Raw genomic sequence first — 24,454 nt, 5'->3', positions numbered from 1 at the left:
CGCTGTCATTCCCCGCGGAGGCGGGGAATCCAGTACGCCGCGGCGGTCATTGGGTCACACAACTGCCGCCGCGGAGTACTGGATCGCCCGCCTGCGCGGGCGATGACAGCGGAAGGTGGAGAGGGCGGCATTGCGCCTCACAGGCAGAACGACCGGCGCAAATCTCACACCCTCCCCTTCAGCGCCGCGCCGATTTCGTCGAGCACCTTGGGGTCCTCGATCGTCGCCGGCATGGTCCAGGCCTCGCCGTCCGCGATCTTCTTGATGGTGCCGCGCAGGATCTTTCCGGAGCGCGTCTTGGGTAGGCGGCCGACGGTGATCGCGAGCTTGAAGGCGGCGACCGGGCCGAGCTTGTCGCGCACCAGCGCGATGATCTCCTTCTCGATCTCGGCGGGCGCACGCGTCACGCCCGCTTTCAGCACCAGGAAGCCGCAGGGCACCTCGCCCTTGATCGCGTCCTTGACGCCGAGCACCGCGCATTCGGCCACATCCGGATGCGAGGCCAGGATCTCCTCCATGCCGCCGGTGGAGAGGCGATGACCGGCGACGTTGATGATGTCGTCGGTGCGGCCCATGACGAAGACATAGCCGTCCTCGTCCTTGTAGCCGGCGTCCGAGGTTTTGTAATAGCCGGGAAATTCGCTCAAGTAAGATTCCTTGAAGCGCGCGTCCTGATTCCACAGCGTCGGCAGGCAGCCCGGCGGCATCGGCAGCTTGATAACGATCGAGCCCATGGTGTTGGGGCCAACTGGCTTTGCCGCTTCATCGACGACATCGACTTGGTAGCCTGGCATCGGCACCGTCGGCGAGCCGTGCTTCACCGGCAGCATGCCGAGGCCGACCGGATTGCCGGCGATGCACCAGCCGGTCTCGGTCTGCCACCAATGATCGATCACCGGCACCTTCAGCTGCTGCTCCGCCCATTCCACCGTCGGCGGATCGGCGCGCTCGCCGGCGAGGAACAGCGTGCGGAATTTCGAAAGGTCATATTGCCGGATGAATTTTCCTTCGGGATCCTCCTTGCGGATCGCGCGGAACGCGGTCGGCGCCGTGAAGAAAGCCACCGCCTTGTGCTCAGAGATCACGCGCCAGAATGCGCCGGCATCGGGCGTGCCGACCGGCTTGCCCTCATACATGATCGTCGTCGCGCCGTGGATCAGCGGCCCGTAGACGATGTAGCTGTGGCCGACCACCCAGCCGATGTCCGAGCCGCACCACCAGACCTCGCCCGGCTTGACCCCATAGAGATTGAACATCGACCAATTCACCGCGACGAGGTGCCCGCCATTGTCGCGCACCACGCCCTTGGGGATGCCCGTGGTGCCTGACGTATAAAGGATGTACAGCGGATCGGTGGCCGCGACCGGCACACAAGGGGCTTTCTTGCCGTCGTTCATCGCCTTGCGGCGCAGGCTCGCCCAATCATAGTCACGGCCGGGCGTGAGGTCGCAGGTGTGCTGCGGACGTTGCAGCACGATACAGGCCTTCGGCTTCGTGCTCGCGAGCTTGATTGCCTCGTCGAGCAGCGGCTTGTATTGCACGATGCGGCCGGGCTCGATGCCGCAGCTCGCGGAGAGAATGAGTTTTGGCTGGGCGTCGTCGATGCGGGTGGCGAGCTCCTTGGCGGCAAAGCCGCCGAACACCACGGAATGCACCGCGCCGATGCGCGCGCAGGCGAGCATCGCGACCACCGCCTCCGGCACCATCGGCATATAGAGAATGACGCGTTCGCCCTTGGCGACACCAAAATCCCGCATGATCGCGGCAAGCGCCTGCACCTCGCTCAAGAGCTCGGCGTAGGTGATTTTGGTGACGCTGCCCGTCAGCGGCGAATCATGGATCAGCGCGGCCTGGTCGGCGCGGCCGCGTTCGACATGGCGGTCGAGTGCATTGTAGCAGGTGTTGACCACGCCGCCGGCGAACCAGCGGCCGTAGGTTCCTTGCGTGGAATCGAAGATGGCCTTCGGCGGCTCGATCCAGTCGATCTCCTTGGCCGCCTCGGCCCAGAAGCCCTCAGGGTCCGCCAGCGAGCGCGCATGGACCTCGTGATAGAGACTCTTGCCCTGGATGTTCATTCCCGCGCTCCCGTTCCCTTTCTGGCCTGGCCCTGACCCTTGTGGCAGGACGGGCGTCCCGCCATGACCAGGATCAAGTGCCGGCCCTGTTTGAGGCTATTTTCCCGGGAACGGGCCGCGGTTCAAGCCGAAAAGGATGGGTCTTTTGGAGGAGGCACGCTGCCGGCCGCGCGGGCGGTGCGCCCCCTCTCCCCGTCCTTACGGGGAGAGGGTTGGGGTGAGGGGCTGCATCTGCAAAGACGGTGAGAAATGAGTTCGCGGAGAGTCCCCCTCACCCGGAATCCGCGCTTTCAGCGCGCATTCCGGCCTCTCCCCGCAGGCGGGGAGAGGCGAAGAGGCTCTCAGCTCTCCATCGCATTCAGCTTCTGCAATCTCTCCTGCATGACCTTTTTCAGATCATAGCCCGGGCGACGGAAGCTCGCATCGCGCGTGACGAGGAAATCGCGCTGGGACTTGCGCAGGCCATCCGCCGAGCGCTTGCTCGCGGATTTCAGCACCCGCTCGTAGGCCTCGGCGATCTGGCGGTCGAGTACGCCGAGCTGCGGATCGGCGCAGATCACCTTCTCGACCTCGCGCTTGGCGGAGGCGCAGTCGAACGACGGTTCGCTGGGAACGGCGTTCAGCACACTGCGCGGCTCGCCGCCGAATTTTGCGATCTCGGCGATCATCGCGCGGCGGCCGTTGAGCGCGTTCTCATTGGCGGGATCGAGCCGCAACCCCGCCTCGTAGTCGGCCAGCGCCTTCTTGCGCTCGCCCATCTTCTTGTAGAGCACGGCGCGGTTGTTGTAGGTCTTGGCAAAATTCGGATCGAGTTTCAGCGCGTCGTTGTAGTCCGACAGCGCAGCACCGAGCTCGCCCTTGAACTGGTAGGAGTCGCCGCGGTTGGTCAGGAAGTTCACCCGCTGCTCGAGACGGATCGCCTGATCGTAATCGGCGATCGCCTTGTCGTACTCCTTCATCGCGGCATAGGTGAGACCGCGGTTGTCGAAATACTCCGGCACCTTTGGATCGAGCCGGATCGCCTCGCTGTCGTCTGCGATCGCCTTGTCGAGCTCGCCGAGCTTCTTGTAGGCGGCGCCGCGGTTGGTGTAACTGCGCGCCCGGCTCGGATCGAGGCGCAGCGCCTCGCTGAGGTCAGCGACGGCCTTGTCGTAGTCGCCGCGCAGATAGAAGGTCGCGCCGCGGTCGGACCAGGCCTGGGCGAAATCCGCCTTCAGCTTGATGGCCTGATCGTAGTCTGCAATGGCGCGGTCGAAACGATGCTGGTTAGTGTAGACGACGCCGCGCGACTCGTAAGCCTCCGCATCCTGCGGATCGAGCTCGATCGCCTTGGTGAGATCCGCCGCGGCGCGATTGAGGTCGCCGCCGGCCTCGCGCAAGAGGTTGCCGCGCACGCGCCAGGCCTTTGCGTTCTTGCCGTCGAGCGCGATGGCGCGGTCCAGATCGCGCAGCGCCTGCGATTGGCCTCCGGAGGTTCGCGCATTGGCTTCGGCGCGAGCGACGAGCGCCATGGAGCGTTCAGACGCCGGATTTGTTGTCTGGTCGATGATGGCGCTGCACGCGGAGATCAGGTCCGCAGGAGTAGCCTTGCTGCCCGGCACGCAATCGGTGCCGGCGGAGGCTGGAGCGACGAGCGCTAGGCTCATTGCCGCGCCGAGGAAGAACGCGCGCAGCGAAATTTTGGCAAACGAGGGCATTTGCGCGGAAAAAGGCGTGCCGCACATGGCATAGGGCTCCGTGACGTCGGGTTCTCACCGTTGTCGCGGCTGGCAAGGAATGGGTTCAATGAGGGCCGTCAGGGGAGCACTGCCGCTTCTCTCCCTCGCCCCGCTTGCGGGGAGAGGCGAAGGGCTCAATATCCGTCCACCCCGTTCAGCCGCTGCAACCGCTCCTGCATCGCCTTCTTCAGGTCGTACCCAGGCCGGCCGTACCCGGCATTTCGGCGGGCAATAAAGTCATCGTGCTCGCGCTGGAGCGCCTTGGCCTCGCCCGCATTGCGCGCCTCGCGGATCACGCGGGCATTTGATGCAAAGATCTCCCGGTCGAGATCGGCGAGCTCGCGATTGCCGCAGATCGCCCTTTCCACGGCACGACGCGCCCGCGCGCAGTTGAAGCTGGGCTTGCCGGCGACCGCCATCTGCGCCCCGATCCGCTCGAGCTCGCGCGCCATCGCCTTGTGATTGGCCTTGGCCTTCTCGTGGTTGGGATCGATTCTGAGCGCCGCGCCGAAATCCTGCACCGCCTTGGGCTTGTCGCCCTTCTTCAGCCAGAGCTCGCCGCGCGCGTTGAAGATGTCCGCGAGGGCGGGATCGAGCAGGAGTGCACGGCTGTCGTCGGCGATCGCGCGGTCGACCTGGTCGTGACGCGCATAAAGCGCGCCGCGCGCGATCAGCGCCTTGATCAAATCTTCCTTCGCCGTCTTCTCATTGTCGATCACGGCCGCGCAGGCCGTGACGGCCTTGTCCATCTCGTCGGCCGCGGTCGCCGCGAGGCATGGCGCGACGTCGACCTGCGGCACCGCGACCGGCTCGCCGCCCGTCGCGGCATGGGCCGCGGCGAGCGAGAGCGCGCAGAGCAGCCCGGCGCCTGACAGTTGAATGAGAAAAGAACGCATGCTCGCTGCAGTCGGAAAGTCTTGCCTTCAGCCTTATCGTCAGCCTTGTGGTCGGCCTCACCTTCAATCTTGCCTTGCCGCCCCACTATCCATCATTACGGCCGGATTGGTGCTAGCTTGTGGTGTCGCTCAAATCGGTTTCGGGGATCATCGTGTCGACATTCGAATGGATCATCGTGCTTCTGCTGGGCGCTGTTGGCTTATCGGCGCTGGCGCGGCGGATCAAGGTCCCCTACCCGACCTTCCTCGCCATCGGCGGCGCGCTGATCGCCTTCGTGCCGTCGAGCCCGTCCTGGACGCTGGAGCCGGACCTGGCTTTGGCGCTTTTTGTCGCACCGGTGCTGCTCGATGCCGCCTTCGACACCTCGCTGCGCGATCTGCGCAACAATTGGGTTCCGGTCTCGACCCTGGTCGTCGCCGCGGTCGGCCTCACCACGGTTGGTGTGGCCTATGTCGCGCACCGGCTGATGCCCGACATGCCCTGGGCCGCTGCGGTCGCGCTTGGAGCCATCGTGGCGCCGCCGGATGCCGCGGCCGCGGTCGCGATCCTGAGCCAGGTGAAGCTGCCCTACCGCATGGTGAAGGTTTTGGAGGGCGAGAGCCTGCTCAACGACGCGACCGCGCTGCTGATCTATCGCATCGCAGTCGGTGCGATCGCCACCGAGCACCTGACGTGGAGCCAGGTCGCGCCGACCATGGCACTGGCGCTTGTCGGCAGCGTCATCGCCGGCCTGCTCGCAGGGCGCATCATTCCGCTGTTCATGGAGCGGGTGACGGAGGCGCCGAGTGCCATCATCGTGCAGTTCGCCACTACCTTCCTGGTCTGGATCGCCGCCGAGCATCTCGGCCTCTCCGGCATCCTTACCATCGTGGTCTACGCCATCACGGTCGCGCGCACGGCGCCGGCGCGCATCCCGGCGCGGCTGCGGGTGCCGTCCTATGCGGTCTGGGAGACGACGGTGTTCGTGCTCAACGTGCTCGCCTTCATGCTGATCGGCATGCAGATGCGGCCGATCTGGACGCGGCTCGATGCCGACGTGCGTTGGGAATATTGCGTCGCCGCCGCCTGGATCCTGCTCACCGTGGTCGTGGTCCGGCTGTTATGGGTGACGTTCTACCGCACGACGCTGCGCGTGCTGGTCGCCCACGGCATCTATCATCCGAAGGATCCAAAACAGGTCGCCTCGGCCAAGGGCGGCCTCATCATTTCCTGGTGCGGCATGCGCGGCCTCGTTACGCTCGCCACCGCCTTCGCCCTGCCGGAGAACTTTCCTTACCGCGACTTCATCGTCTTCATCGCTTTTGCGGTGGTGCTGGGTTCGCTGGTGATCCAGGGCTTGACGCTGCGGCCGCTCATCCTGGCCTTCGGCCTCAAGGACGATGATCCGGTCGGCACCGAAGTCGCGCGCGGGCGCGCCATCGCCTATCGCGCCGCGCTCGATGCCATCGAGAGCGATCCATCGGAGGAAGCGGAGATCCTCAGGCTCGAATATCGCGCCATCCTGATGCAGGCCGAGACCGATCCGAACGGCGGCATCGCCAATGGCGAATTGCCCGCCGATCCCCTGCGCCGCCGCGCCATCGAGGCCGCGCGCAAATCGATCTTCGATCTGCGCGCCACCGAGGTGATCGGCGACGACGCCTTTCACAAACTCGAGGAAGAGCTCGATCGCGCCGAATTGAGCGCGGGGGGATAGGTCAAAAATCTCGTCGTCGTCCCGGCGAAGGCCGGGACCCATACCCCAGGGAGAAGTTGTGACGCAAGACTGGTAACTCCGAGTCGTCGCCAAACACAATCCAGTGGTTATGGGTCCCGGCCTTCGCCGGGACGACGGCGGGGATTGAACCAAACCGCTCCTTCCCAGACTCATTCCAGATGACGACCCTGATCGATGACCGTCGTGTCCGCGCGCGAGATGCGTCGCCTGCACGATATTTTTATCTCCACATGGCGCTGGCTTGCGCCGCCACCGCGTTTCTGGGCTTTGCACCGACTTATTGGGTGCCACTCGCCAACCGAACGTTCTCTGCAAGCCCCGTGATTCATTTTCACGGACTGTTGTTCTTCACCTGGTCGCTCTATTTCGTGCTTCAGACCTGGCTCGCAGCGTCCGGCCGCGTGGTCAACCACCGCTCGCTTGGCATCGCCGGTGTGTCGCTGGCGACCGCGATGACGATCTTCGGCTTTCTCGCCTCCGTCCATGTGATGCAGCATTCCGCCGCGCTCGGGCAGAAGGAGGCCGGCATCGCATTCTCGATCGTGCCCATGAGCGGGATCGCGTTCTTCGCAATGGCGTTCGTGCTCGCGATCATGAACACGCGCAGGCCCGAGATCCACAAGCGCCTGATGCTGCTCGCTGCGGTCTCGATTCTGGATGCCGCGATCGCGCGCTGGTTCCTCACCTTCCTCGCCCCTCCCGGACCGCCGGGCCCGCCGCCGGTGCCCGTCACGATCGCGCCGGCTGTCGTCGCCTCGCTTCTGCTCGTCGTCGCCATGGTGCGCGACTGGCGCACCGAGGGCCGCGTCCACCCGGTCTACATCTACGGCACGCTCGCGCTGCTGGCGGTGAAGGTGCTGAACTGGCCGGTCAGCGAGACGGCGGCCTGGCACGCGTTCGCGGGTGGGATTCTGGCGCTGGCGCAGTAAGCAACCCAACACTCCGTGTCGTCCCGGACAAGCGCAGCCCCAGACAACGCGCAGCGTTGACTGGAGCGGAGCGCCGATCCGGGACCCATAACCACAGGCAGATGTGGTTACGATGACTCGGAGTTACCGTTTAGCAAAACAACTCCGGCCTGGGAGTATGGGTCCCGGATCGGCGCGCGCTTTGGGCGCGCTTGTCCGGGACGACGGCGGAGGTTGAGGCTACGCCCCCGCCTTGCAGGTGATCCCGCCGTCCACCACCAGCTCGATTCCCGTCACATATTTCGACTCGTCCGATGCCAGGAACAGCGCGGCGTTGGCGACGTCGAAGGCATCGCCCATGTGGCCCATCGGCACTTGCGCGTCGCGCGCGCGCCACATCGCCTCGACGTCGCCCTTGGCATAGCTCGCGGCCAGGCCGGCAGAGTGCTCGACCATCGGCGTCTTCATCAGGCCGGGCAGGATCGCGTTGACCCGCACATGATGGCGCGCGAACTCGATCGCAGTGGTGCGCGTCATCTGGTTCATTGCCGCCTTCGAGGTGCCGTAGGTGACGTAGGAGATGCCCATGTGGCGGATCGAGGCGATCGAGGAGATGTTGATGATCGAGCCGCCGCCCTGCTTCACCATGACGGGAATGACGTGCTTCATGGCGAAATAGGCGCTCTTGAGGTTGACGCTGAAGACGCGATCCCAGCTCTCCTCGGTCACCTCGACCACGCTGCCCATCTCGGCGATGCCGACATTGTTGTCGAGCACGTCGATGCGGCCATGGGCCTTCAGGCACGCCGCCACCATCGCCTCGATCTCGGCAGGCCGCGAGACGTCGGCCGTGAACGCCGTCGCCTTGCCGCCTTCGTCATTGATGATCTTCGCGGTCTCTTCGGCGGCCGCGCCGTTGCGATCGACGCAAAACACCTGCGCGCCCTCGCGCGCAAAGGTCACCGCGGTCGCCTTGCCGTTGCCCCAGCCGGGTCCAATCGAGCCGGCGCCCACCACCATCGCAACCTTGCCCTTGAGCCGATCCATCGCGTTTCTCCTTTGTTGTTCTTGTAGCCCGGATGGAGCGCAGCGTAATCCGGGATCACCGTCCCCGGATTGCGCTGCGCTCCATCCGGGCTACGGATCGTTGCAAATCTTCATCGTGGTGACGTTAGCACCGATCGCATGCCCCACAATCTCCGACAACGTCCGGCACTTGCCGTCATGACAGAGCCGCCACTCCCCCGCCGCACCGGAATTGCCCAGCACGACCTCCCGCATCGGCGCGCGGTCCGGCCGCCATTGAAACCAGCCGCCAATCAGCCGCGCTTCGGGTGGCGGCTCCATGCCGGGGCCGGTGCCCTTGACGCGGGCCTGCACCAATTCGAGACCGGCGGGCGTGACGCGCCAATCTTCCTGCCATTCGACCTTCGCGATCGAATGGGTCCAGGCCAACGTGAAGGCGGACAGCGCCAGCGCCTTCACACCGCCTGCCGTTGCGAAGCAGAGGCTCACACCGCCTCGACCGTTACAGGCGGACGCTGCCGCCATTGCCACAGCACGAGCGCCGCGGAGAGCACGAAGCCGGCGGTATCGCTGAACGGGAAATCGCCGAGCAGGCAGAACGCGGCGCCGAGCGCGACCAGCCGCTCGATCAGCGTCAGCCGCGTGAACAGGAAGCCGATCGCGACCATGCCGAACAGCGCGATCGCCACCAGCGCCTTCAAGCTCGCGAGCGCGACCGCGCCGTAGAAGCCGAGCTTGGCGGCCATGGGATCGCCGGCTTGCAGCATCAACGCCGGCGAATAGACGAAGATGAAGGGGATGACGTAGCCGGCGAGCGCGATGCGCATCGCCTCCCAGCCGATCTTGTCCGGATTCTCCTTCGCGATCGGCGCCGCCGCAAGCGCAGCCAGCGCCACCGGCGGCGAGAGGTCGGCCATGATGCCGTAGTAGAACGCGAACATGTGGCTCGCGATCAGGGGCACGCCGAGTTTCGCAAGCGCCGGCGCGGCGAGCGCGGCGGTGATGATGTAGGTCGGGATGGTCGGGATGCCGGTGCCGAGCAGGATCGACAGCAGCATGGTCATGATCAGCGCCAGGAACAGGCTCTTTTCGCCGAGGCCAATCACCCAGCCGCCGAAGATGGTGCCGACACCAGTCTGCGACATCATGCCGATGATGACGCCGACGATGGCGCAGGCCATGCCGACGGTGATGGCGGATTTGGCGCTCTCAGCAAGCGCATCGCGGCAGGCACGCAACGCCGCAAAGCCGCCGCGCACGAAGGCGGTGATCACGATCAGCCCGACCACGACACAAGCAACCGGCACGATCTGAAGCCCATCACGCGACAGCGCGGCGACGACCAGCGCGAGGCCGATCCAGAAGATGTAGCGGATGACCGTCGCGGACACGCCGGCCGTGATGCTGGTGCCAAGGATCAGTGCCACCGTCAGCGCAAGGCCCATGCTGCCGGCATAAAGCGGCGTAAAACCTTCGAACAGCATGTAGACGAGGGCGGCGAGCGGCAGCACGAGGTACCAGCGCGTCACCAGCGCCTTCCAGGCGCTCGGGATCTCCGAGCGCTTCATGCCGACGAGCCCGTACTTGCCTGCTTCCAGATGCACCATCCAGAAGGCGGAGGCGAAATAGAGGATCGCAGGAATCGCCGCCGCCTTGACGATCTCCGAGTATTGAACGCCGAGCGTCTCGGCCATGATGAAGGCGACCGCGCCCATCACCGGGGGCATGATCTGCCCGCCCATCGAGGCCGTCGCTTCGACGCCGGCCGCAAACGCGCGGCGGTAACCGAACCTGATCATCAGCGGGATCGTGAACTGGCCGACGGTGACGACATTGGCAACGCCCGAGCCGGAAATCGTGCCCATCATGCCCGAGGCGAACACCGCGACCTTGGCAGGACCGCCACGGGTGCGGCCGAACAGGCCGAGCGAGACGTCGGTGAACAGCTGGATCATGCCGGCGCGCTCCAGGAACGAGCCGAACAGGATGAACAGGAAGATGTAGGTCGCCGAGACGTAGATCGGCACGCCATAAAAGCCCTCGGTGCCGAACGACAGATGCGTGACGATCTGATCGAAATCATAGCCGCGATGGTTGAGCGGCGACGGCAGGTATTGGCCGAAGAACCAGTAGACGAGACACGCGCCGCACATCAGCGGCAGTGCCGCGCCCATCAGCCGCCGCGTGCCCTCGAAGATCAGCACGGCGAGCAGCGTGCCGACCACGAGATCAAGCCGCGTGGGATCGCCGTCGCGGGCGATCAGATCGGCATAGAAGATCCACTGATAGAGGCCGCAGAAGAAACCCGCGCCGCCGATCACCCATCCGAGCGCACGGCCGAAATTGCCTTTCGCCGTGAAATTGGCGATCAGGCCGAAGGTGAGCAGAACCAGGAAGCCGACATGGACGCCGCGCACCACCTGGCTCGGCAAATAGTTGAAGGCGGCGACATAGAGCTGGAAGGTCGCAAACGCGATGCCAATCCAGTAGGCGAGATGGCCCCACCAGCCCGGACCAAAGCCTTCCGGAAAGCCGTGCTCGAAATTGTCGAACTCGACCTTGATGGGCGCAGCTTCGGTGCCCTCTGTCTGCAACATTGATGTTTTCCCGCGCCCTGATGGGGCGTTCTTACAGCATTCGCGCTGTGCCCTGAATACGTCATGCCCGGGCTTGACCCGGGCATCCATCGAAAGACGATATCCTTTTAGGATGGATGGCCGGGTCAAGCCCGGCCATGACAAGCGTCTTACTTGATCAACCCCTTTTCCTTGTAATAGCGGATCGCGCCGGGGTGCAGCGGAACCGGGCTCCCTGCCGCAGCAGTCTCGAGCTTGATCTCCTTGCCGGCCGCATGCGCGTTGGCGAGCTCGGGGAGCGACTCGTAGACCAGTTTTGTCATCTGATAGGCGAGATCGTCAGATACCGCGGAACTCGTGACGAGATAATTGACCACGGCAGCCGTCGGCACGTCCTTGTCCTGCCCGGTATAGGTGTTGGCCGGAATGATCGCGGAGATAAAGGGCGGGCCGATCTTGTCGACGGTCTCCTTCGGCACCGACACCACCGTGATCGGGCTCGAGGTCGACAGGTCCTTCAGCGAGGCGACGCCGAGGCCCGCCGATTGCAGCGTGGCGGCGAGCTGGCGGTTCTTCATGAGATCGACGGATTCGGCGAAGGGCAGATATTCGACCTTGCCGAGATCCTTGTAGCTCATGCCGGCGGCCGCGAGGATCGCGCGCGAATTCAGCTCCGTGCCCGACTTCGGCGCCCCGACCGACAGGCTCTTGCCCTTGAGGTCGGCGAGCGTCTTGATACCGGACTCAGTGGTCGCGACGATCTGGATGTAGTTCGGATAGATCGCTCCAATCGTGCGGAGCTTGTCGAGCTTGGTCTTGAAGCCCGCCTCCTCCTCGCCATTCCAGGCCGCTTTCAGCGAGTCACCCAGCGTGAACGCCAGTTCGCCGCGGCCCTGCTGCAGCAGGATGAGATTCTCGACCGACGCCTTGGTGGCCTGCACCTGCGTCTTCACGTTCGGAATCTTGTCGCCGTAGATCTTCCCGATCGCGACCCCGAGCGGATAGTAGACGCCGGAGGTGCCGCCGGTCAGCACGTTGATGAAGGATTGCGCATGTGCGCAAAGTGCCGACGCCGCCAGAGCAAGAGCCGCGGCCACGCCGAAGAACGTCCGTTTCATGGTTGTTGTACTCCCCAAACCGGCGGCGAAATTGGCTGGATGAGGGCAGCGGGTCAACCCATCCAAAAGGCAAAACAGGACTGCGGTAAATGGCCGTTCCGGCTGGATTTTTGGGAACCGGATGGTGCGGCGAGGTGGCGCAGCCGGGCGGATTTAATTGAGTTCAATCACTCGCGCCGCAGGCTCCGTCACCTCTCCCGCTTGCGAGAGCTTTGCGCAATCGGTTGCGCAGGAGTGAGGCGCGATTTCAAGGATTTTTTTTGCGGCCTCGGGCGGGGCGCGAACGGTGGATCGGGCCGTTTTCGCGGCTGAATCGATGGCCGTGGGCGATGGCGGTCACGCCATCCCCCTTGTCGGACGCAGCACCGCCCATCGTTTGAGGTTCATGGCGAGGCAAAGCAGACGCAGATGCGTCTGGTTGCGCGCCAAGCCCAGATAGCGAGCGCGTGCCCAGCCATAGACGACCTTGAGGCGCGCGAAGACCTGCTCGACCGGCGCGCGGCGCCGCCCCACAGCGTCGTTGAAGCGCTTCTGCCGGTCGGTCAGCGGATGATGTTTATTGGGCCGGAACATCAGTCGCGGCTTGATACCCCGCGCAGCGAGCCCAGCGCGGCGCTCGTGCTTGTCATAGGCCTGGTCGGCATAGACCGCCTTCTCGTCACCGCTGATCAACTCGTCGGCCGGCACCGTGTCGTTGACCGCCGCATCGGTCAGCTTGCTGCGGCGGATAATCGCCGAGCCCTGATCGATCCCGACATGGGCCTTGTAGCCGAAGTATCGCTTGCCGCCCTTCTTAGTCCATCGCGCATCCGCATCGCGCTCGCTGTTGACCAGTTTGCTCGGCGCCCGACCGTCCGGACCGGGCGGCTGCAGATCCTTCGGCGGCTTCGGCGGCTTCACCGCCGCCGGGATCAGGCTCGCGTCGATCAAGGTACCCCGGCGCAGCACCAGCCCGCGCGCCTCGATCTGGCGCAGGATCTCATCGAATAATGTCTCGTCCAGACCGGCCCGCTGCAACGTCTCTCGGAAGCGCCAGATCGTGGCGTGGTCGGGCGTCGCATCGCCCAGGACAAAGCCACAGAAGTCGCGGAACGAAGCACGGTCATCCAGCGCCTCTTCAAGCTCCGGATCGGACAGTCCATACCATTGCTGCAGCAGCAGCGCCTTGAACATCATCAGCCGCGGATAAGCCGGCGCCCCGCGCTCCGGTTCCGGCAGGCCGCGCAGCACGCGCTCCACTGCTGCCCAATCGACCAGTTCGCCAATCCGCCTTAGCACCGGATTGGCTTTCCCCCGCCGCGACACCAGCGCGTCCGCAAAGCTCGGTTGCCCCGCCTGCCGATATGCCATTCCCGTCCCCTCCAACCGGTCTAGGGAATCGCAGATTCGCCGATTATGCAAAGTTCTCGCTTGCGGGAGAGGTCGCGCCGATGGCGCGGGTGAGGGCTTTCTCCCCTTAGGGATTGTCCCATTGCAGAAGCACCCTCTCCCCAACCCTCCCCCGCAGGCGGGGGAGGGAGCGCACCGTCGCCGGAAAGGACTCACTGGAACGTCATGTCCAGGCATTTGGAGATGTCGGAGCCGAGGCCGGAGGAGATGATGATGCAGCCGCGCACCTTTTGCGCGCTGACGTCGGTGGCCCAGACCGAATAGCCGCCGGGGCCGAAGAACGAGTTGGTGTTCGGCGGCTCGGTCTCGGTGGCGTCGAAATCGTATTTGCCGTCGGTCTCGAAGATGCGCGGCTTCTTGGTGCAGCCGCCGTCGGTCTGCACGTTGATGACTTCCTTGTTGTCGCGGGTCAGCGCCAGCGAGACCTGGCAGCGGAAATATTCCGAGGTCTTGGTGTTGAAGAGATAGGTGTAGGACTTGCAGGTGGCGGTGTTCAGCTTACCGGGGGCAAGGCCGCGGCTGCACGAAATGCGCTGGTTGTGGCTGAGCTGGTAGTCATCGGCCCGCGCGGCCGGCGCCAGCGCCGTCAACGACAATGCAGCAGCCCAACAAAGTTTGATCACATGGCGCATCCGAATCATCCCCTACCCATCATTTTGTCGAGTTGCGTTCTAGACGGAAAGCGGAACATAGTCGCGAGGGGACGAAGGGAAAATCACAAACTGCTGGGTAGGACGTGATGCGCTGCGGCGCTTTCGCAAATTGACCCGGAAATGCCGTTCGTGATTTGTTCAAGCCGGCACCCCAGCGACGGGGAGGATGGATGATGGCATTTTCAACCAAGACATTTGCGCTTGCTTCAGCAGCACTCGTCACCGTGCTCGGCGCGTTTGCCGTGCCCGCATTGGCGCAAGTCCCGGCAACGCCGTGGGAGCTCAAGCCCGACATGGGCTACGCCTATGACAGAGACGGCAAGACCTATTCCTACAAGATGGGCACCAGCAACGCCGGCGAGCTGCTCAAGGGCGCCAAGAAAGTGCCGAAGGGCACGCTGTTCTTCATCGGCCACAACGGCCAGCTCTACATGCGCACCGGTCCGTATCTCGAAGGCGACGGCAAGTTCAAGTTCGGGCCGGATCAGTAGGACAAGGCCGCGCGCCCATACTCGGTGTCATCACCCGCGAAGGCGGGTGATCCAGTATTCCAGAGACAGCGATGGGATACGGAGACGCCGCGGCGTACTGGATGCCCCGCCTCCGCGGGGCATGACAGAGTCGAGAAACTGTAGGGTGGGCAAAGGCGCGGCAGCGCCGTGCCCACCATCGATCAGCACATTCCGATCGAGAATGGTGGGCACGCTTCCGCCTTCGGCTCTTCGAGCTACGGCGGACAAGTCGCTTTGCCCACCCTACGGCAGCTTCGCCGGGACGACACCTGATATCTGAAACACCCCCGCCAGCTCCCTTGCGCCGGCTTTGCTGCCGTTCGAATCCATGCGCTCATCCGTCACGGCCAGCAGCTTCGCCACCGTGTTGTGGCGGATTGCGACCGGGTTGCGCTCGTAGCCGCCGCGCTGGAAGAAGTTCGAGGTCGGCACCTGCTCGCGCATCGCCTGCGGCATCGTCACCATGTCGAGGCCGGTGCCGTCGCCGGTGAGGTTCATCATCTCGAGCTCGGCCGCGGTGAGCGGACGGGCGTAGCCCTTGGCGCGCGCGAACAGCACCGAGGTCAGCAGCTTGTGGGTCTGGAGCATCGGACCGACGTCGACGTCGAGCACCATCGCATGCATGGCCCAGCCCTGCGCGGTGTTGCCGATCTTCTCGTGCTCCGACCAGGTGTCGGGCACCGACTTCGCATGCGCGACCATTTTCTTCAGCACTGCGAGCTTGTGCTCGAGCGACTGGCGCGCCGGCCCTGAGCTGCGCGCCACCCTGTCCGAAAGCGCACGGACGAATTCATGGCCCTGCTCGGCCAGCAGCTCGACGCTGTTGGTGGTCAGGAGCTGATTGTAGCCCATCGCAGTCGAGATCGCGCGCTTGCCGCCGTGCTCGATTCCCGCCTGCACGTCGTAACTGCCGGTACCGCCGGTCTCGAACGAATAGACCCGCACCGCCTGCTCGCGCGTCAGCCCCGAGGCGAGCGCGTAGCGCGCATAGGCGCGCTTGAACTCGACCTCGCTGGTCGGGCGCTGCGGCGTGAACTGGTACAGCTCCTGCGCCGCGCGCACGAAATCAGCAACCACCGGAATGGGCTTTCGGGGCGGACGCTCCGGCGCTTCCTCCGGCTCCGGGTTCACCGGCCGCTTCGGCCCGGTATAAAGCGGCGGATGCTCCAGCACGTAATCATCGAGGGTCACCTGCTGCCCGCTGCGCCGCTTGGCGTTGCGGGTTTTCCGCTTCTCGGAGATCTGACTCCAATAGGCGCCCGCCTCGGCGTCGAAGGCGGCGCGCGCCGCCTGGTATTCCGCGAGCTTGCGGCGATATTCGAGCACGGCCGGCGAGGCCCCGCCTTGTGCAAAAAACTGCGACAACAGCTGAGCATTGGCGTTGCTGACAGCGGGCGGCAGCGCGTCGGCGCCACCGCCGCGCGCGGCGGGCGCGAGCAGCACGAGCGCGAATGGAACCAGCGTCAGGGCGCGTCGAATCGGTGTGTGATGCATGCTGCCCTCTTAGCAGGCATCCGGTAACCGTCACGTTAACGCGCCGTTTACCATCGTCACTTCCAGGCGAACACCGGCTGTTCCAGCTCGGTCACGCGGGTGTGCCGCCCCGCCAGCACCTCTCGGAACTGGTAGATCAGCGCCGCCGTCGGCGCGTGGATCAGGCTCATCTGATGATGGAAGCGGATCACGCGGCGCGCGCTTTCGGGGATCGCGATGAAATCGAAAGCGTCGTCGCGCTCGATCGTGGCGAGCGCGATGCGATGGACGGACGCGACCTCGTCCGGGTTCGGCCTGATCGCGGCGCTCTCGGCGGCCCAGACCACGACCGGCGTGATCAGATAGCCGGAGCGTGTCGGATAGTCGTCGAGTGTGCCGAGCACGTCGGCGCCGGTGAGGCGAAGCCCAAGCTCCTCGTCGAGCTCGCGCAGCGCCGCCTCGACCGGCGTCTCGCCGGCATCGCAGCGCCCGCCCGGCAAGGCCCATTGGCCGCGATGGGCGCGTAAGTGCGATGCGCGCAGCGTGAGCAGCAGCGCAGTGTCGTCGCCCTCGCCTGCTGCGGTCAGCGCAACCGCCACCGCGGCACGCTTCAATGCCGGCCGCGCTTCTTCCTCAGGCAGCCGCGCAAAGGCCGCGCAGGCGGCGGCGATATTCCGCCGTGTGGCATCGTCGAACGGTCTCATGATGCTTGACTACACCACGTCCGGCCTCGATGAAATGAGATCGAAGGTCCGCACCTGAATGGACGACGACATGACCAACAAGGCCGCCGCAAGGCTGAAATCAGACGGATGGACGGTCCTCGAGACCACGGGCTTCATGCACCTGATCGGCCCGTTGTGGGAGCGCAAGATCGACGGCCATTACGAGTTCGCCCTCGCCACCGAAGACAAGCACCACAACCGCCGCGGCATGGTCCAGGGCGGCGTGATGATGACCTTCGCCGACCGTACTTGCGGCATGACCGCCCGCTACCTCTCCGGCAAGGAGTTCATGGCGACGGTGCAGCTCGACACCCATTTCGTCGAGGCCGGCCAGATCGGCGACATCCTGATCTCCCGCCCGCGCGTGGTGCGTTCGACCCGCAGCCTCATCTTCATGAGCACCGAGGTGACGGTGGATGATCGCTGCATCGTGATGGCCAATGGCGTGTTCAAGATTTTGAAGGGGCCGGGGTAGGGCGCGTCTCGTCGGACCGCCGCTGCGCACCACACCCACCGCTGTCATTCCCCGCGAAAGCGGGGAATCCAGTACGCCGCGGCGGCTCGATCAATTACAGGCGTCTCGGCGTACTGGATCGCCCGATCAAGTCGGGCGATGACACCGATTGTGAGGCATGAGCGTACCCCACACCGTCATTGCGAGTGCGGCGAAGCAATCCAGAATGTTTCCGCGGACGCAGCTCTGGATTGCTTCGCTGCGCTCGCAATGACTGACGTAGCTGGCTATGCTGGCACCAACGCAAGCGTTGAGGAAGCAACCATGCAATACCGCCAGCTCGGCCGCAGCGGCCTGAAAGTGTCGCCGATTTGTCTCGGCACCATGATGTTCGGCGGGCCGACGGATGAAGCCGCGTCCAAGCAGATCATCGCGAAAGCGTTCGATGCCGGGATCAACTTCATCGACACGGCGGACGCCTATTCGAAGGGCGCGTCCGAAGAGGTCGTGGGCCGCGCCATTGCCGGCAATCGTCACGCCTGGGTGCTCGCCACGAAGCTCGCTAACCCCATGAACAACGAAATGGGCGACGATCCCAATCGCGGCGGCCTGTCGCGGCGCTGGGTGCTGCAGGCCGCCGACGAGAGCCTGAAGCGGCTCGGTACCGACCACATCGACATTTACTATCTGCACAAGGAAGACCATGCGACCCCGCTGGAGGAGACGGTACGCGCGATGGGCGACCTGATCCGCGCGGGCAAGGTGCGCTATTTCGGCGTCTCGAACTACCGCGCCTGGCGCGTCGCCGAGATCTGCAACATCTGCGACCGGCTCGGCATCGACCGGCCCGCGGTGAGCCAGCCCTATTACAACGCGATGAACCGCATGCCTGAGGTCGAGCACTTCCCGGCCTGCGCCTATTACGGCCTCGGCATCGTGCCCTACAGCCCGCTCGCGCGCGGCGTTCTCACCGGCAAGTACCAGCCCGATGCTAAGCCAGACAAGGAGACGCGCGCGGGCCGCAACGACACCCGCATGATGCAGACCGAATGGCGGCCGGAATCGCTCCAGCTCGCGCAGGAGATCAAAGCCCACGCCGAGAAGAGGGGCATCACCGCCGGCCAGTTCGCGGTCGCCTGGGTGCTGAACTCCGCCTTCGTAACCTCCATCATCGCCGGTCCCCGCACCGAGCAGCAATGGGACGACTATATCCGCGCGCTCGACTATCGCTTCACCGCGGAGGACGAGGCGCTGATCGACCGGCTGGTCGTGCCGGGCCATCCCTCGACGCCCGGGTACAACGATCCGGCCTATCCGATCGAGGGACGCCGCGCGCGGACGGCTTGAACTCCGGAGACGACCATGGCGCTTGAAGACCGCTACGGCCTGCCGCTCTCCACCACATCCGATGCGGCGGCATCCGCCTATCGCGAGGGCGTCGACCTTATGCTCGCGGGCTGGACCGGCACGGTGGAGGCGCTGGAAGGCGCGATTGCGGCCGACCCGGATTTTGCGCTGGCGCATATCGCCCGCGCCCGCGTGCATGCCTTCTATCAGCAGGGCGATCTCGCGCGCAGCAAGGCGGCGGTCGCGCGCGAACGCGTTGCGAAGCACGGCACGGAGCGCGAGCGCTCCCATGTCGAGACGCTGGCGCTGGCGATCGAGGGTCGGCTGCCCGAGGCGATCGCAGCGATGCGCAAGCACATCGAGACATGGCCGCGCGATGCATTGGTGCTGTCGCTGCCGCTCGGCGCGTTCGGTCTGTTCGCCTTCTCCGGCATGGCCGATCACGATCGCGCCCGGTATGAGCTCTGCGAGCGCGTCGCGCAGCACTATGGCGAGGATTGGTGGTTTCTCACCATGTATGGCTGGGCGATGACGGAGAACGGCGATGTCGCCCGCGGCCGCAGCGTCACCGAACGCGGCTTCAATCTGCGTCGCGCCAACGCCCATGCCGCGCATGCCGTGCTGCATGCGATGTTCGAGGACGGCGCGATCGACGACGCCGATCGCCTCGTCGACGACTGGATCCCCACTTACGACCGCGCCGGAATTTTGCACGGCCACATCCGCTGGCACCAGGCTCTCGGCTCGCTGGAGCACGGCGATGCAGCGAGGGCGCTGTCGATCTATGCCGACGTGCTTCAGCCGTCAGTCACGCAGGCGCCTCCACTCAACGCCGTCACCGATGGCGCCTCGCTGCTGTGGCGCCTGTCGGCCTACGGCCACACCGTGCCCGAGGCGCTCTGGCGCGATGCCGACGCGACCGCGCAAAAACTATTCCCGAAATCCGGCCTGCCGTTCGCCGACGTCCACATGGCGCTGTTCGCCGCCGCAACGCAGAACCACAAGGCGCTTGCCGCGCGCCTTGCGGTGATCGAGCAGCGGCTCGCGGACGGCAAGCTGCCGGCCGGCCCGGTGGTGCCCGCGATCTGCCGCGCGCTTCTGGCCTTTGCGAATGAGAATTACGCGGCCTGCGTGCAGACGCTCGCGCCGGTTCTCGCTGACGTCGTGCGCATCGGTGGCAGTCACGCCCAGCGCGAATTGATCGAGGATACCTACATCGTCGCCCTCATGCGCAGCGGCGAGCTGCCCCGCGCCCGTACCCTGCTCGAGGCTCGCCTGCACCGCCGCCCGTCCCTGCGCGATAGGCGCTGGCAGGCGGCGATGGGCTAGCCCTGCCACGAAAAAAACACCGGCCTGACGGCAAGTGCCACCGGATGGATTTGGGGCGATCTCGCGAATCGCCGTTGGGGTGGGCGCGGTGGTATTCCAGTCGGGTTCGGCAAGACAAACGGGATCGCAACCAATTTGCGGTACGATGGTTGTCGGATGGAACTTTCCCGTGGTTCCCTGGCATGTGAGCCTTCCGATGCGCCTCCGCCGACCCGCCCTCGGTGCCGCTCTCATTGCCCTGGCAAGCCCTTGTTTTGCCGAGACTTCCGCCCCCGTCCCGGTCAACAATCCGCTGGCGCAGCAAAATTCCTTTATCGACCTGCTGGCGCTGATGTCGGGCAAGTGCAAGACGCTCAAGGTCGCCGGGCGCACCTATGGCTGCAAGACGGTGGCCTACGCCCATGGCGACAAGGGCCGAGTCAATTTCGCGGTCGCGGTCGACGATCCCGCCGACGCAAATCACGTGGTGTCGTTCTCCGGCGAGAACGGCAAGCGCGCCGACGACAATTCCTACGAGTTGCCGATCGATCGCATGCTGCTCAACTCCAAGGACCGTCCGAAGGTCGATGGCCTGCCGGTGCCGGCCGAGCAGACCTCCACCGGAGTCTGCCGCCAGACCGGCAATTTCGCCGCCAGGAAGGTGAACGACGTCACCTGCTCCGCCACCGACAGCGAAGGCCGCAAATACGAGCTCTTGTTCGTCTCCGACGGCACGCCGGTCAACGTGCGCCGCATCCGGCAGTCGGCGCCGTCGATCCAGGATCCGTTCAAGTAGCGGTACCTCCGCTGGCGTCAGCGTGTATAGTCGACCCATGATGCGCGATCGTCTGTTTCTGCTGCGTCCCGATTTCCAGGACCCGGCCTTTCCGGGCCGCCGCTTCTATTGCTGGCATTGCGCGCTGATCGAGGGCGTGCTGGCCTCTTTCCCGCGGCTCGCCGAACAGCTCGACGTCGAGCGGATCGCGTGGCCGCGCCCGCGGCAGGCCGTGATCGCGCTGGTCGGCGCAGAGAATCAATCGCTTCCGCTGCTTGTGCTGGCCGATGGGGCAACTTCGCCGCACCAGACCGGCAGCCACCATGGTCGCGCCTTCATCGCCGATAAGGACGCGATCCTTGCCGCGCTCTCCGAGCGCCACGGCTTTCCCGATCCGCATCCGTGAGGGACGTCCCGAGCTGGTCGCCTCATTCGCGGCGGAGTGATGGCGACGGTGCGATCACCCCTCCATGCGACAATAAATCTCACGACATGCGATCATTCGCGCGAACCGGACGTCGCATGCTGCGTCGTTTCGACGCCTGCGCTGGCCGGAACGCGCCGGATGTTCATCTGTTGTCACACGACGTTCAACTGGAGTGACGACATGAAGTATCTCTTTGTCGCGATAGCCATCGGTGCCGCGGCGCTCGCCGGCGGATCGGCGGCGAACGCGGCCAATAGTTCGAGCGCGAAGCAGAACGCGCAAGGCAGCCGATCGACCGACATCAGCGCGCAGTACAGGCACCATTATTATGGCCATCGGCACCATCATCACTGGCGCCACCACTACGGCCATTATCGCCCGTATTACCGCAGCTACGGCTATTACCCGCGGCACCACGGCTATTATGGCGGCGGCCCGTACGGATATTACGGCGGCGGTCCCGGCGTGACATTCAGCTTCGGCGGCGGACGCTGGTGAGACAAAAGGCCCGCAGAGATGCGGGCCTTCTTTCTTAGCTCCGCAAGATCGTCCTCGCCGTCTCCAGGCCGCTCGCCAGCGCCGCTTCGACCGTGCCCATGTCGCGGCCGCGATAAAGCGCTTCGCCGGACAACAGCACCAAGCCGTCGGCGCGCGCGAGAATCGTCTGCGCCTCTCGCGTCCGCGGCGTCGCCCAGGAATAGGCGCCGCGGGCAAAGGGGTCGTGCGCCCAATTGGTTGCAGCCGCCGCCACGAGATCGCGCGCGATATCATTGCGTGACCGCTTGAAGATGGCGGCGAGCGAATCGAGCCCGGCCTCGATCAGTCCTTGCGGCTCGAGATGCGACAGCTCCGCCGTTCGCGGGCCGCCGAACCAGCCGGTGAGCAGCGGATGCTGGTCCGGATGTCGCGTCCACCACACCGGAATCGCTTCGTTCGACAGCAGGAAGGTCATGTCGGCGAGGTCTTCCTGTCGGGCGCGCCACCAGGGCCGCGCGAAGCGGAGCAGGATCTTGATGACGTTGCCGAAGCCGATATCGTCGGCGGCCGCAAGCCTCGCGCTGACGTGTGCTGGCAGCGCGATCTCGCGCAGCAGCGGCAGCGGCACGGTGAGGATGACGCGGTCGCCCGCAAGCCCATCGCCGCCGACGCAGCGAACCACCACAGCGCCGCCTTCTTCCACTATCGCCGACACGGCGCAACCGAGTCGGATCGCAACGCCGCAGGCGCGGCACTCGGCCGCCAGAAAATCGATCAGCGCGCCATAGCCACCATTGATGCGCGCCTGCGGAGAGTGGCGGCCATCCATCCACTCCTCGCGCAGCGCCAGCGTCGAGGCGCGCGCGGGGTCCGCCGCATCATAGCCCTCGACCATTCGCCCGATGGAATGGCGCAGCCGCGCATAGTCCTCTCCGGCAAAATGACGGCGCAGGAAGTCGGCGACGGCGAGATCGTCCTTCAAGTCCCGCAGTGCGGCTTGCAGCTCCGCCTCATGCGGATCGTGGCGGTCCTCACGCGAGAGGCTTGCGCCGTCAAAGCTCCATTGCGTGCCTCCGATCGCCTGAAGCGACAGCCCGGCCTCGCGCAGCAAAGCCCGCGTGACCGGCGCCTCGCCATGGACGAACTCGGCGCCGCCATCGGCGGGGTAGCCGAACTGCGCCGCCGGCAGCGGATGGATGCGCCCGCCGCAGCGCTTGCGCGCCTCCAGGATGGTCACGCGTCTACCCGCACGCGCCAGCTCCCGCGCCGCCATCAGTCCGGCGGCGCCGGCACCGACGATGACGATGTGCTCCGATGGTCCCGACATGCCGGCGCGCTACTTTACCACGGCCTGCGGATCGTTCTTGATCAGATAGCGCAGCAGCAGGACGCCGCCGCCGAGCTCCCGTGTGCTCTCCAGCGTCATCGCCGTGATCGGCGCGCGCTTGTCGCTGTCTGCTGCCGTCGAATCGAACACGAAGGGTGCGCCGCTCGCGCCATCGACCGCGGGGCTGAGGATCAGGTTGAATTCGTCGATGAGGCCGGCGCGCAGGAACGCGCCATTGGCAACGCCGCCGCCCTCCACCAGCAGACGCTTCACGCCGAGCTCACGGCTGAGAATGTCCAGCGTCAGCGCCAGATCGATCTCGGACTCGCCGGCGAAAATATAGGACACGCCTTCGCCGCGCAGCCCTGCGAGATGCGAATCCGGCACACTCTCGGTCAGCACGACGACAATTGGATCGCCGCCGATATCGGAGCGGCCCCAGCCGATCTTGCCCTGCGCGTCGAGCACGACGCCATAGGTTTTCGCATCGCGTCGCGCGAACCAGTTCTCGCGCGGAAATTTCTCGCTCGTCCCGATCGGGTACGACTTGCCCTTGGCGAATTCCGAGCCGGTGACGCGGCCGATCACCCAGGCATCGCCGCCGAGCTCGTCATGGATCTTCTCGAACCAGTCCGTGCCCGCACCCTTCGGACGCCAGCGGCTGGGATGCGTACGGCCGTCCAGGCTGGAGTGCATCAGGCAGATGACATAAGGCTTCATGTGATTCTCCGGTCTCAGGCCGCCGATCCGCCGCCCTTGGCGCGATCGTTCACGATCACGGCGAGCGGATTGAGCTTTGGCGGCGCGACCAGCTTGAGCGTGTTGGTGTCGTGGTGATTGAACGGCGCGCTGCGCACGAACAACTCGGTCTGGATCAGATAGGTCCAGCTGCCGTCGTCGTTGAAGCTGATGTCGCAGCGATAGGAATCGGTACGGAAGGCCTGTTCCAGGAAATCGGTCGAGCAGATCCCATAAGCGGTATCGCCGCGCTTCGCCGTGACGGAGATCTTCCTGTCGTCCGGCCCGGCCTTGCCCGAGGCGAGCAGCACCTGCCCGCGCGGGATCGCCAGCGTCTGCATGATCAACCCGGTCGCGGGCTCCCACAGCCAGTAGCCGACCTGGTCGTGGAAGGTGATGTCCTCCTCGGGCGTGTTGATGTGGATGTGATAGCGCAGCCCGTAGAACAGCTGCGGCCCGTTGGCCTGCGGATCGATCGGGTCCATGCGGATGCGCTCGATGAAGGTGCGCCGCTCCGGCCCCTCCGCCTTCGGATTGACGTCGATGCCCTTGTCCGCCTGCCAGCTGCCGGCGAGACGGCGGAGCGGGCCGAGATTGGCAAGGCCGTCGGGCGAGACGTCCTCGGGCTCGGTGAAGATGTCGGCAGGAAGGGGAAGCATGCATGTCCTCGCGCAGATTGCGAGGGCAGCAATAGCACGGAGGCGAGACCGCGGCTCGTGCTCAAGTCTCACAATTGCGAATGGACATAGGCGCCACGCGCAGACGGCTGTGGGAAGGAGCTCGCCAAGGGAGCGAAGCCGGGACCGTCAATTCC

General features: G+C 65.2%; 24 protein-coding genes. 10 read left to right on the top strand and 14 right to left on the bottom strand.

All coding sequences use genetic code 11. The annotated features are described in order from the left end of the window. Window positions 1-164: 164 nt before the first annotated feature. The gene (locus AAE027_RS31100) at window positions 165-2,075 is read right to left on the bottom strand and encodes a propionyl-CoA synthetase (protein ID WP_370989212.1); all 1,911 of its coding nucleotides are present in this window, start codon (window positions 2,073-2,075) and stop codon (window positions 165-167) included. 341 nt (window positions 2,076-2,416) lie between these two features. After that, window positions 2,417-3,586, bottom strand: coding sequence for a tetratricopeptide repeat protein (locus AAE027_RS31095; RefSeq protein ID WP_370989211.1), 1,170 nt, complete (start codon window positions 3,584-3,586; stop codon window positions 2,417-2,419). Between AAE027_RS31095 and AAE027_RS31090 the strand changes: the two genes are divergently transcribed. Continuing rightward, window positions 3,585-3,806 carry a hypothetical protein gene (locus AAE027_RS31090; RefSeq protein WP_370989209.1) on the top strand — a complete coding sequence of 74 codons (222 nt, stop codon included), beginning with the start codon at window positions 3,585-3,587 and terminating at the stop codon, window positions 3,804-3,806. The genes AAE027_RS31095 and AAE027_RS31090 overlap by 2 nt on opposite strands. A 121-nt stretch (window positions 3,807-3,927) precedes the next feature. Here AAE027_RS31090 and AAE027_RS31085 read toward each other — a convergent pair whose 3' ends face one another. After that, window positions 3,928-4,689 carry a tetratricopeptide repeat protein gene (locus AAE027_RS31085; protein ID WP_370989208.1) on the bottom strand — a complete coding sequence of 254 codons (762 nt, stop codon included), beginning with the start codon at window positions 4,687-4,689 and terminating at the stop codon, window positions 3,928-3,930. Between the two features lie 119 nt (window positions 4,690-4,808). Between AAE027_RS31085 and AAE027_RS31080 the strand changes: the two genes are divergently transcribed. Beyond that, window positions 4,809-6,386, top strand: a complete 1,578-nt coding sequence (locus AAE027_RS31080) for a cation:proton antiporter (RefSeq protein WP_370989207.1) — start codon at window positions 4,809-4,811, stop codon at window positions 6,384-6,386. Window positions 6,387-6,565: 179 nt separating this feature from the next. Next, window positions 6,566-7,336 (top strand): hypothetical protein, encoded by a 771-nt coding sequence (locus tag AAE027_RS31075; protein WP_370989206.1) that lies wholly within the window; start codon window positions 6,566-6,568, stop codon window positions 7,334-7,336. Between the two features lie 219 nt (window positions 7,337-7,555). Here AAE027_RS31075 and AAE027_RS31070 read toward each other — a convergent pair whose 3' ends face one another. From AAE027_RS31070 to AAE027_RS31045, 6 genes are all read right to left on the bottom strand, one after another. Next, window positions 7,556-8,362 carry an SDR family NAD(P)-dependent oxidoreductase gene (locus tag AAE027_RS31070; RefSeq protein WP_370989205.1) on the bottom strand — a complete coding sequence of 269 codons (807 nt, stop codon included), beginning with the start codon at window positions 8,360-8,362 and terminating at the stop codon, window positions 7,556-7,558. A 90-nt stretch (window positions 8,363-8,452) separates the two neighbouring features. Continuing rightward, window positions 8,453-8,866 carry a DUF1850 domain-containing protein gene (locus AAE027_RS31065; protein ID WP_370989203.1) on the bottom strand — a complete coding sequence of 138 codons (414 nt, stop codon included), beginning with the start codon at window positions 8,864-8,866 and terminating at the stop codon, window positions 8,453-8,455. Continuing rightward, a complete protein-coding gene (locus tag AAE027_RS31060) occupies window positions 8,827-10,938 on the bottom strand; it encodes a TRAP transporter permease (protein ID WP_370989202.1) in 2,112 nt (703 codons plus the stop codon). The genes AAE027_RS31065 and AAE027_RS31060 overlap by 40 nt, the downstream gene beginning before the upstream one ends. 149 nt (window positions 10,939-11,087) lie before the next feature. Then, window positions 11,088-12,035 carry a TAXI family TRAP transporter solute-binding subunit gene (locus tag AAE027_RS31055; protein ID WP_370989201.1) on the bottom strand — a complete coding sequence of 316 codons (948 nt, stop codon included), beginning with the start codon at window positions 12,033-12,035 and terminating at the stop codon, window positions 11,088-11,090. 336 nt (window positions 12,036-12,371) lie between these two features. Next, window positions 12,372-13,385: an IS5 family transposase gene (locus tag AAE027_RS31050; RefSeq protein ID WP_479714255.1), complete on the bottom strand. Its 1,014-nt coding sequence runs from the start codon at window positions 13,383-13,385 to the stop codon at window positions 12,372-12,374. Window positions 13,386-13,576: 191 nt separating this feature from the next. Further along, on the bottom strand, window positions 13,577-14,056 hold the full coding sequence (locus AAE027_RS31045) for a hypothetical protein (protein ID WP_091895130.1): 480 nt from the start codon (window positions 14,054-14,056) through the stop codon (window positions 13,577-13,579). Window positions 14,057-14,250: 194 nt separating this feature from the next. Between AAE027_RS31045 and AAE027_RS31040 the strand changes: the two genes are divergently transcribed. Continuing rightward, window positions 14,251-14,568: a hypothetical protein gene (locus AAE027_RS31040; protein WP_128942347.1), complete on the top strand. Its 318-nt coding sequence runs from the start codon at window positions 14,251-14,253 to the stop codon at window positions 14,566-14,568. Between the two features lie 264 nt (window positions 14,569-14,832). Here AAE027_RS31040 and AAE027_RS31035 read toward each other — a convergent pair whose 3' ends face one another. After that, complete coding sequence (locus AAE027_RS31035; RefSeq protein ID WP_370989199.1) at window positions 14,833-16,083, bottom strand: hypothetical protein; 1,251 nt, start codon at window positions 16,081-16,083, stop codon at window positions 14,833-14,835. Between the two features lie 56 nt (window positions 16,084-16,139). After that, a complete protein-coding gene (locus AAE027_RS31030; RefSeq protein ID WP_370989240.1) occupies window positions 16,140-16,769 on the bottom strand; it encodes an NUDIX hydrolase in 630 nt (209 codons plus the stop codon). Between the two features lie 67 nt (window positions 16,770-16,836). On the opposite strand from AAE027_RS31030, the gene AAE027_RS31025 reads away from it, so the two are divergent. The 6 genes from AAE027_RS31025 (at window position 16,837) to AAE027_RS31000 (ending at window position 21,596) form a co-directional block, all read left to right on the top strand. Continuing rightward, the gene (locus AAE027_RS31025) at window positions 16,837-17,262 is read left to right on the top strand and encodes a PaaI family thioesterase (RefSeq protein WP_370989198.1); all 426 of its coding nucleotides are present in this window, start codon (window positions 16,837-16,839) and stop codon (window positions 17,260-17,262) included. 303 nt (window positions 17,263-17,565) lie between these two features. Beyond that, on the top strand, window positions 17,566-18,588 hold the full coding sequence (locus AAE027_RS31020; RefSeq protein WP_370989196.1) for an aldo/keto reductase: 1,023 nt from the start codon (window positions 17,566-17,568) through the stop codon (window positions 18,586-18,588). Between the two features lie 15 nt (window positions 18,589-18,603). Beyond that, window positions 18,604-19,917: a tetratricopeptide repeat protein gene (locus AAE027_RS31015; RefSeq protein WP_370989194.1), complete on the top strand. Its 1,314-nt coding sequence runs from the start codon at window positions 18,604-18,606 to the stop codon at window positions 19,915-19,917. Window positions 19,918-20,113: 196 nt separating this feature from the next. Beyond that, on the top strand, window positions 20,114-20,692 hold the full coding sequence (locus AAE027_RS31010; protein WP_370989193.1) for a hypothetical protein: 579 nt from the start codon (window positions 20,114-20,116) through the stop codon (window positions 20,690-20,692). Between the two features lie 37 nt (window positions 20,693-20,729). Further along, window positions 20,730-21,077 (top strand): DUF3088 domain-containing protein, encoded by a 348-nt coding sequence (locus tag AAE027_RS31005; protein WP_370989192.1) that lies wholly within the window; start codon window positions 20,730-20,732, stop codon window positions 21,075-21,077. Window positions 21,078-21,278: 201 nt separating this feature from the next. Next, window positions 21,279-21,596 (top strand): hypothetical protein, encoded by a 318-nt coding sequence (locus AAE027_RS31000; protein ID WP_176945968.1) that lies wholly within the window; start codon window positions 21,279-21,281, stop codon window positions 21,594-21,596. 34 nt (window positions 21,597-21,630) lie between these two features. Here the strand turns inward: AAE027_RS31000 and AAE027_RS30995 are convergent, their stop codons facing one another. The 3 genes from AAE027_RS30995 to AAE027_RS30985 are packed head-to-tail and all read right to left on the bottom strand — an operon-like array spanning window position 21,631 to window position 24,299. After that, a complete protein-coding gene (locus AAE027_RS30995; protein ID WP_370989191.1) occupies window positions 21,631-22,902 on the bottom strand; it encodes a flavin monoamine oxidase family protein in 1,272 nt (423 codons plus the stop codon). A 9-nt stretch (window positions 22,903-22,911) separates the two neighbouring features. After that, entirely contained in the window at window positions 22,912-23,622 is a 711-nt protein-coding gene (locus AAE027_RS30990; RefSeq protein WP_370989190.1) for a RibD family protein, read from the bottom strand. A 14-nt stretch (window positions 23,623-23,636) separates the two neighbouring features. After that, window positions 23,637-24,299, bottom strand: coding sequence for an FABP family protein (locus tag AAE027_RS30985; RefSeq protein WP_370989189.1), 663 nt, complete (start codon window positions 24,297-24,299; stop codon window positions 23,637-23,639). Window positions 24,300-24,454: the final 155 nt, after the last annotated feature.

The organism is Bradyrhizobium sp. DN3, assembly GCF_041357655.1.
Classification (GTDB): domain Bacteria; phylum Pseudomonadota; class Alphaproteobacteria; order Rhizobiales; family Xanthobacteraceae; genus Bradyrhizobium.
The sequence above is the reverse complement of the archived record's forward strand: the minus strand, read 5'-3'. Positions and strand labels throughout refer to the sequence as shown.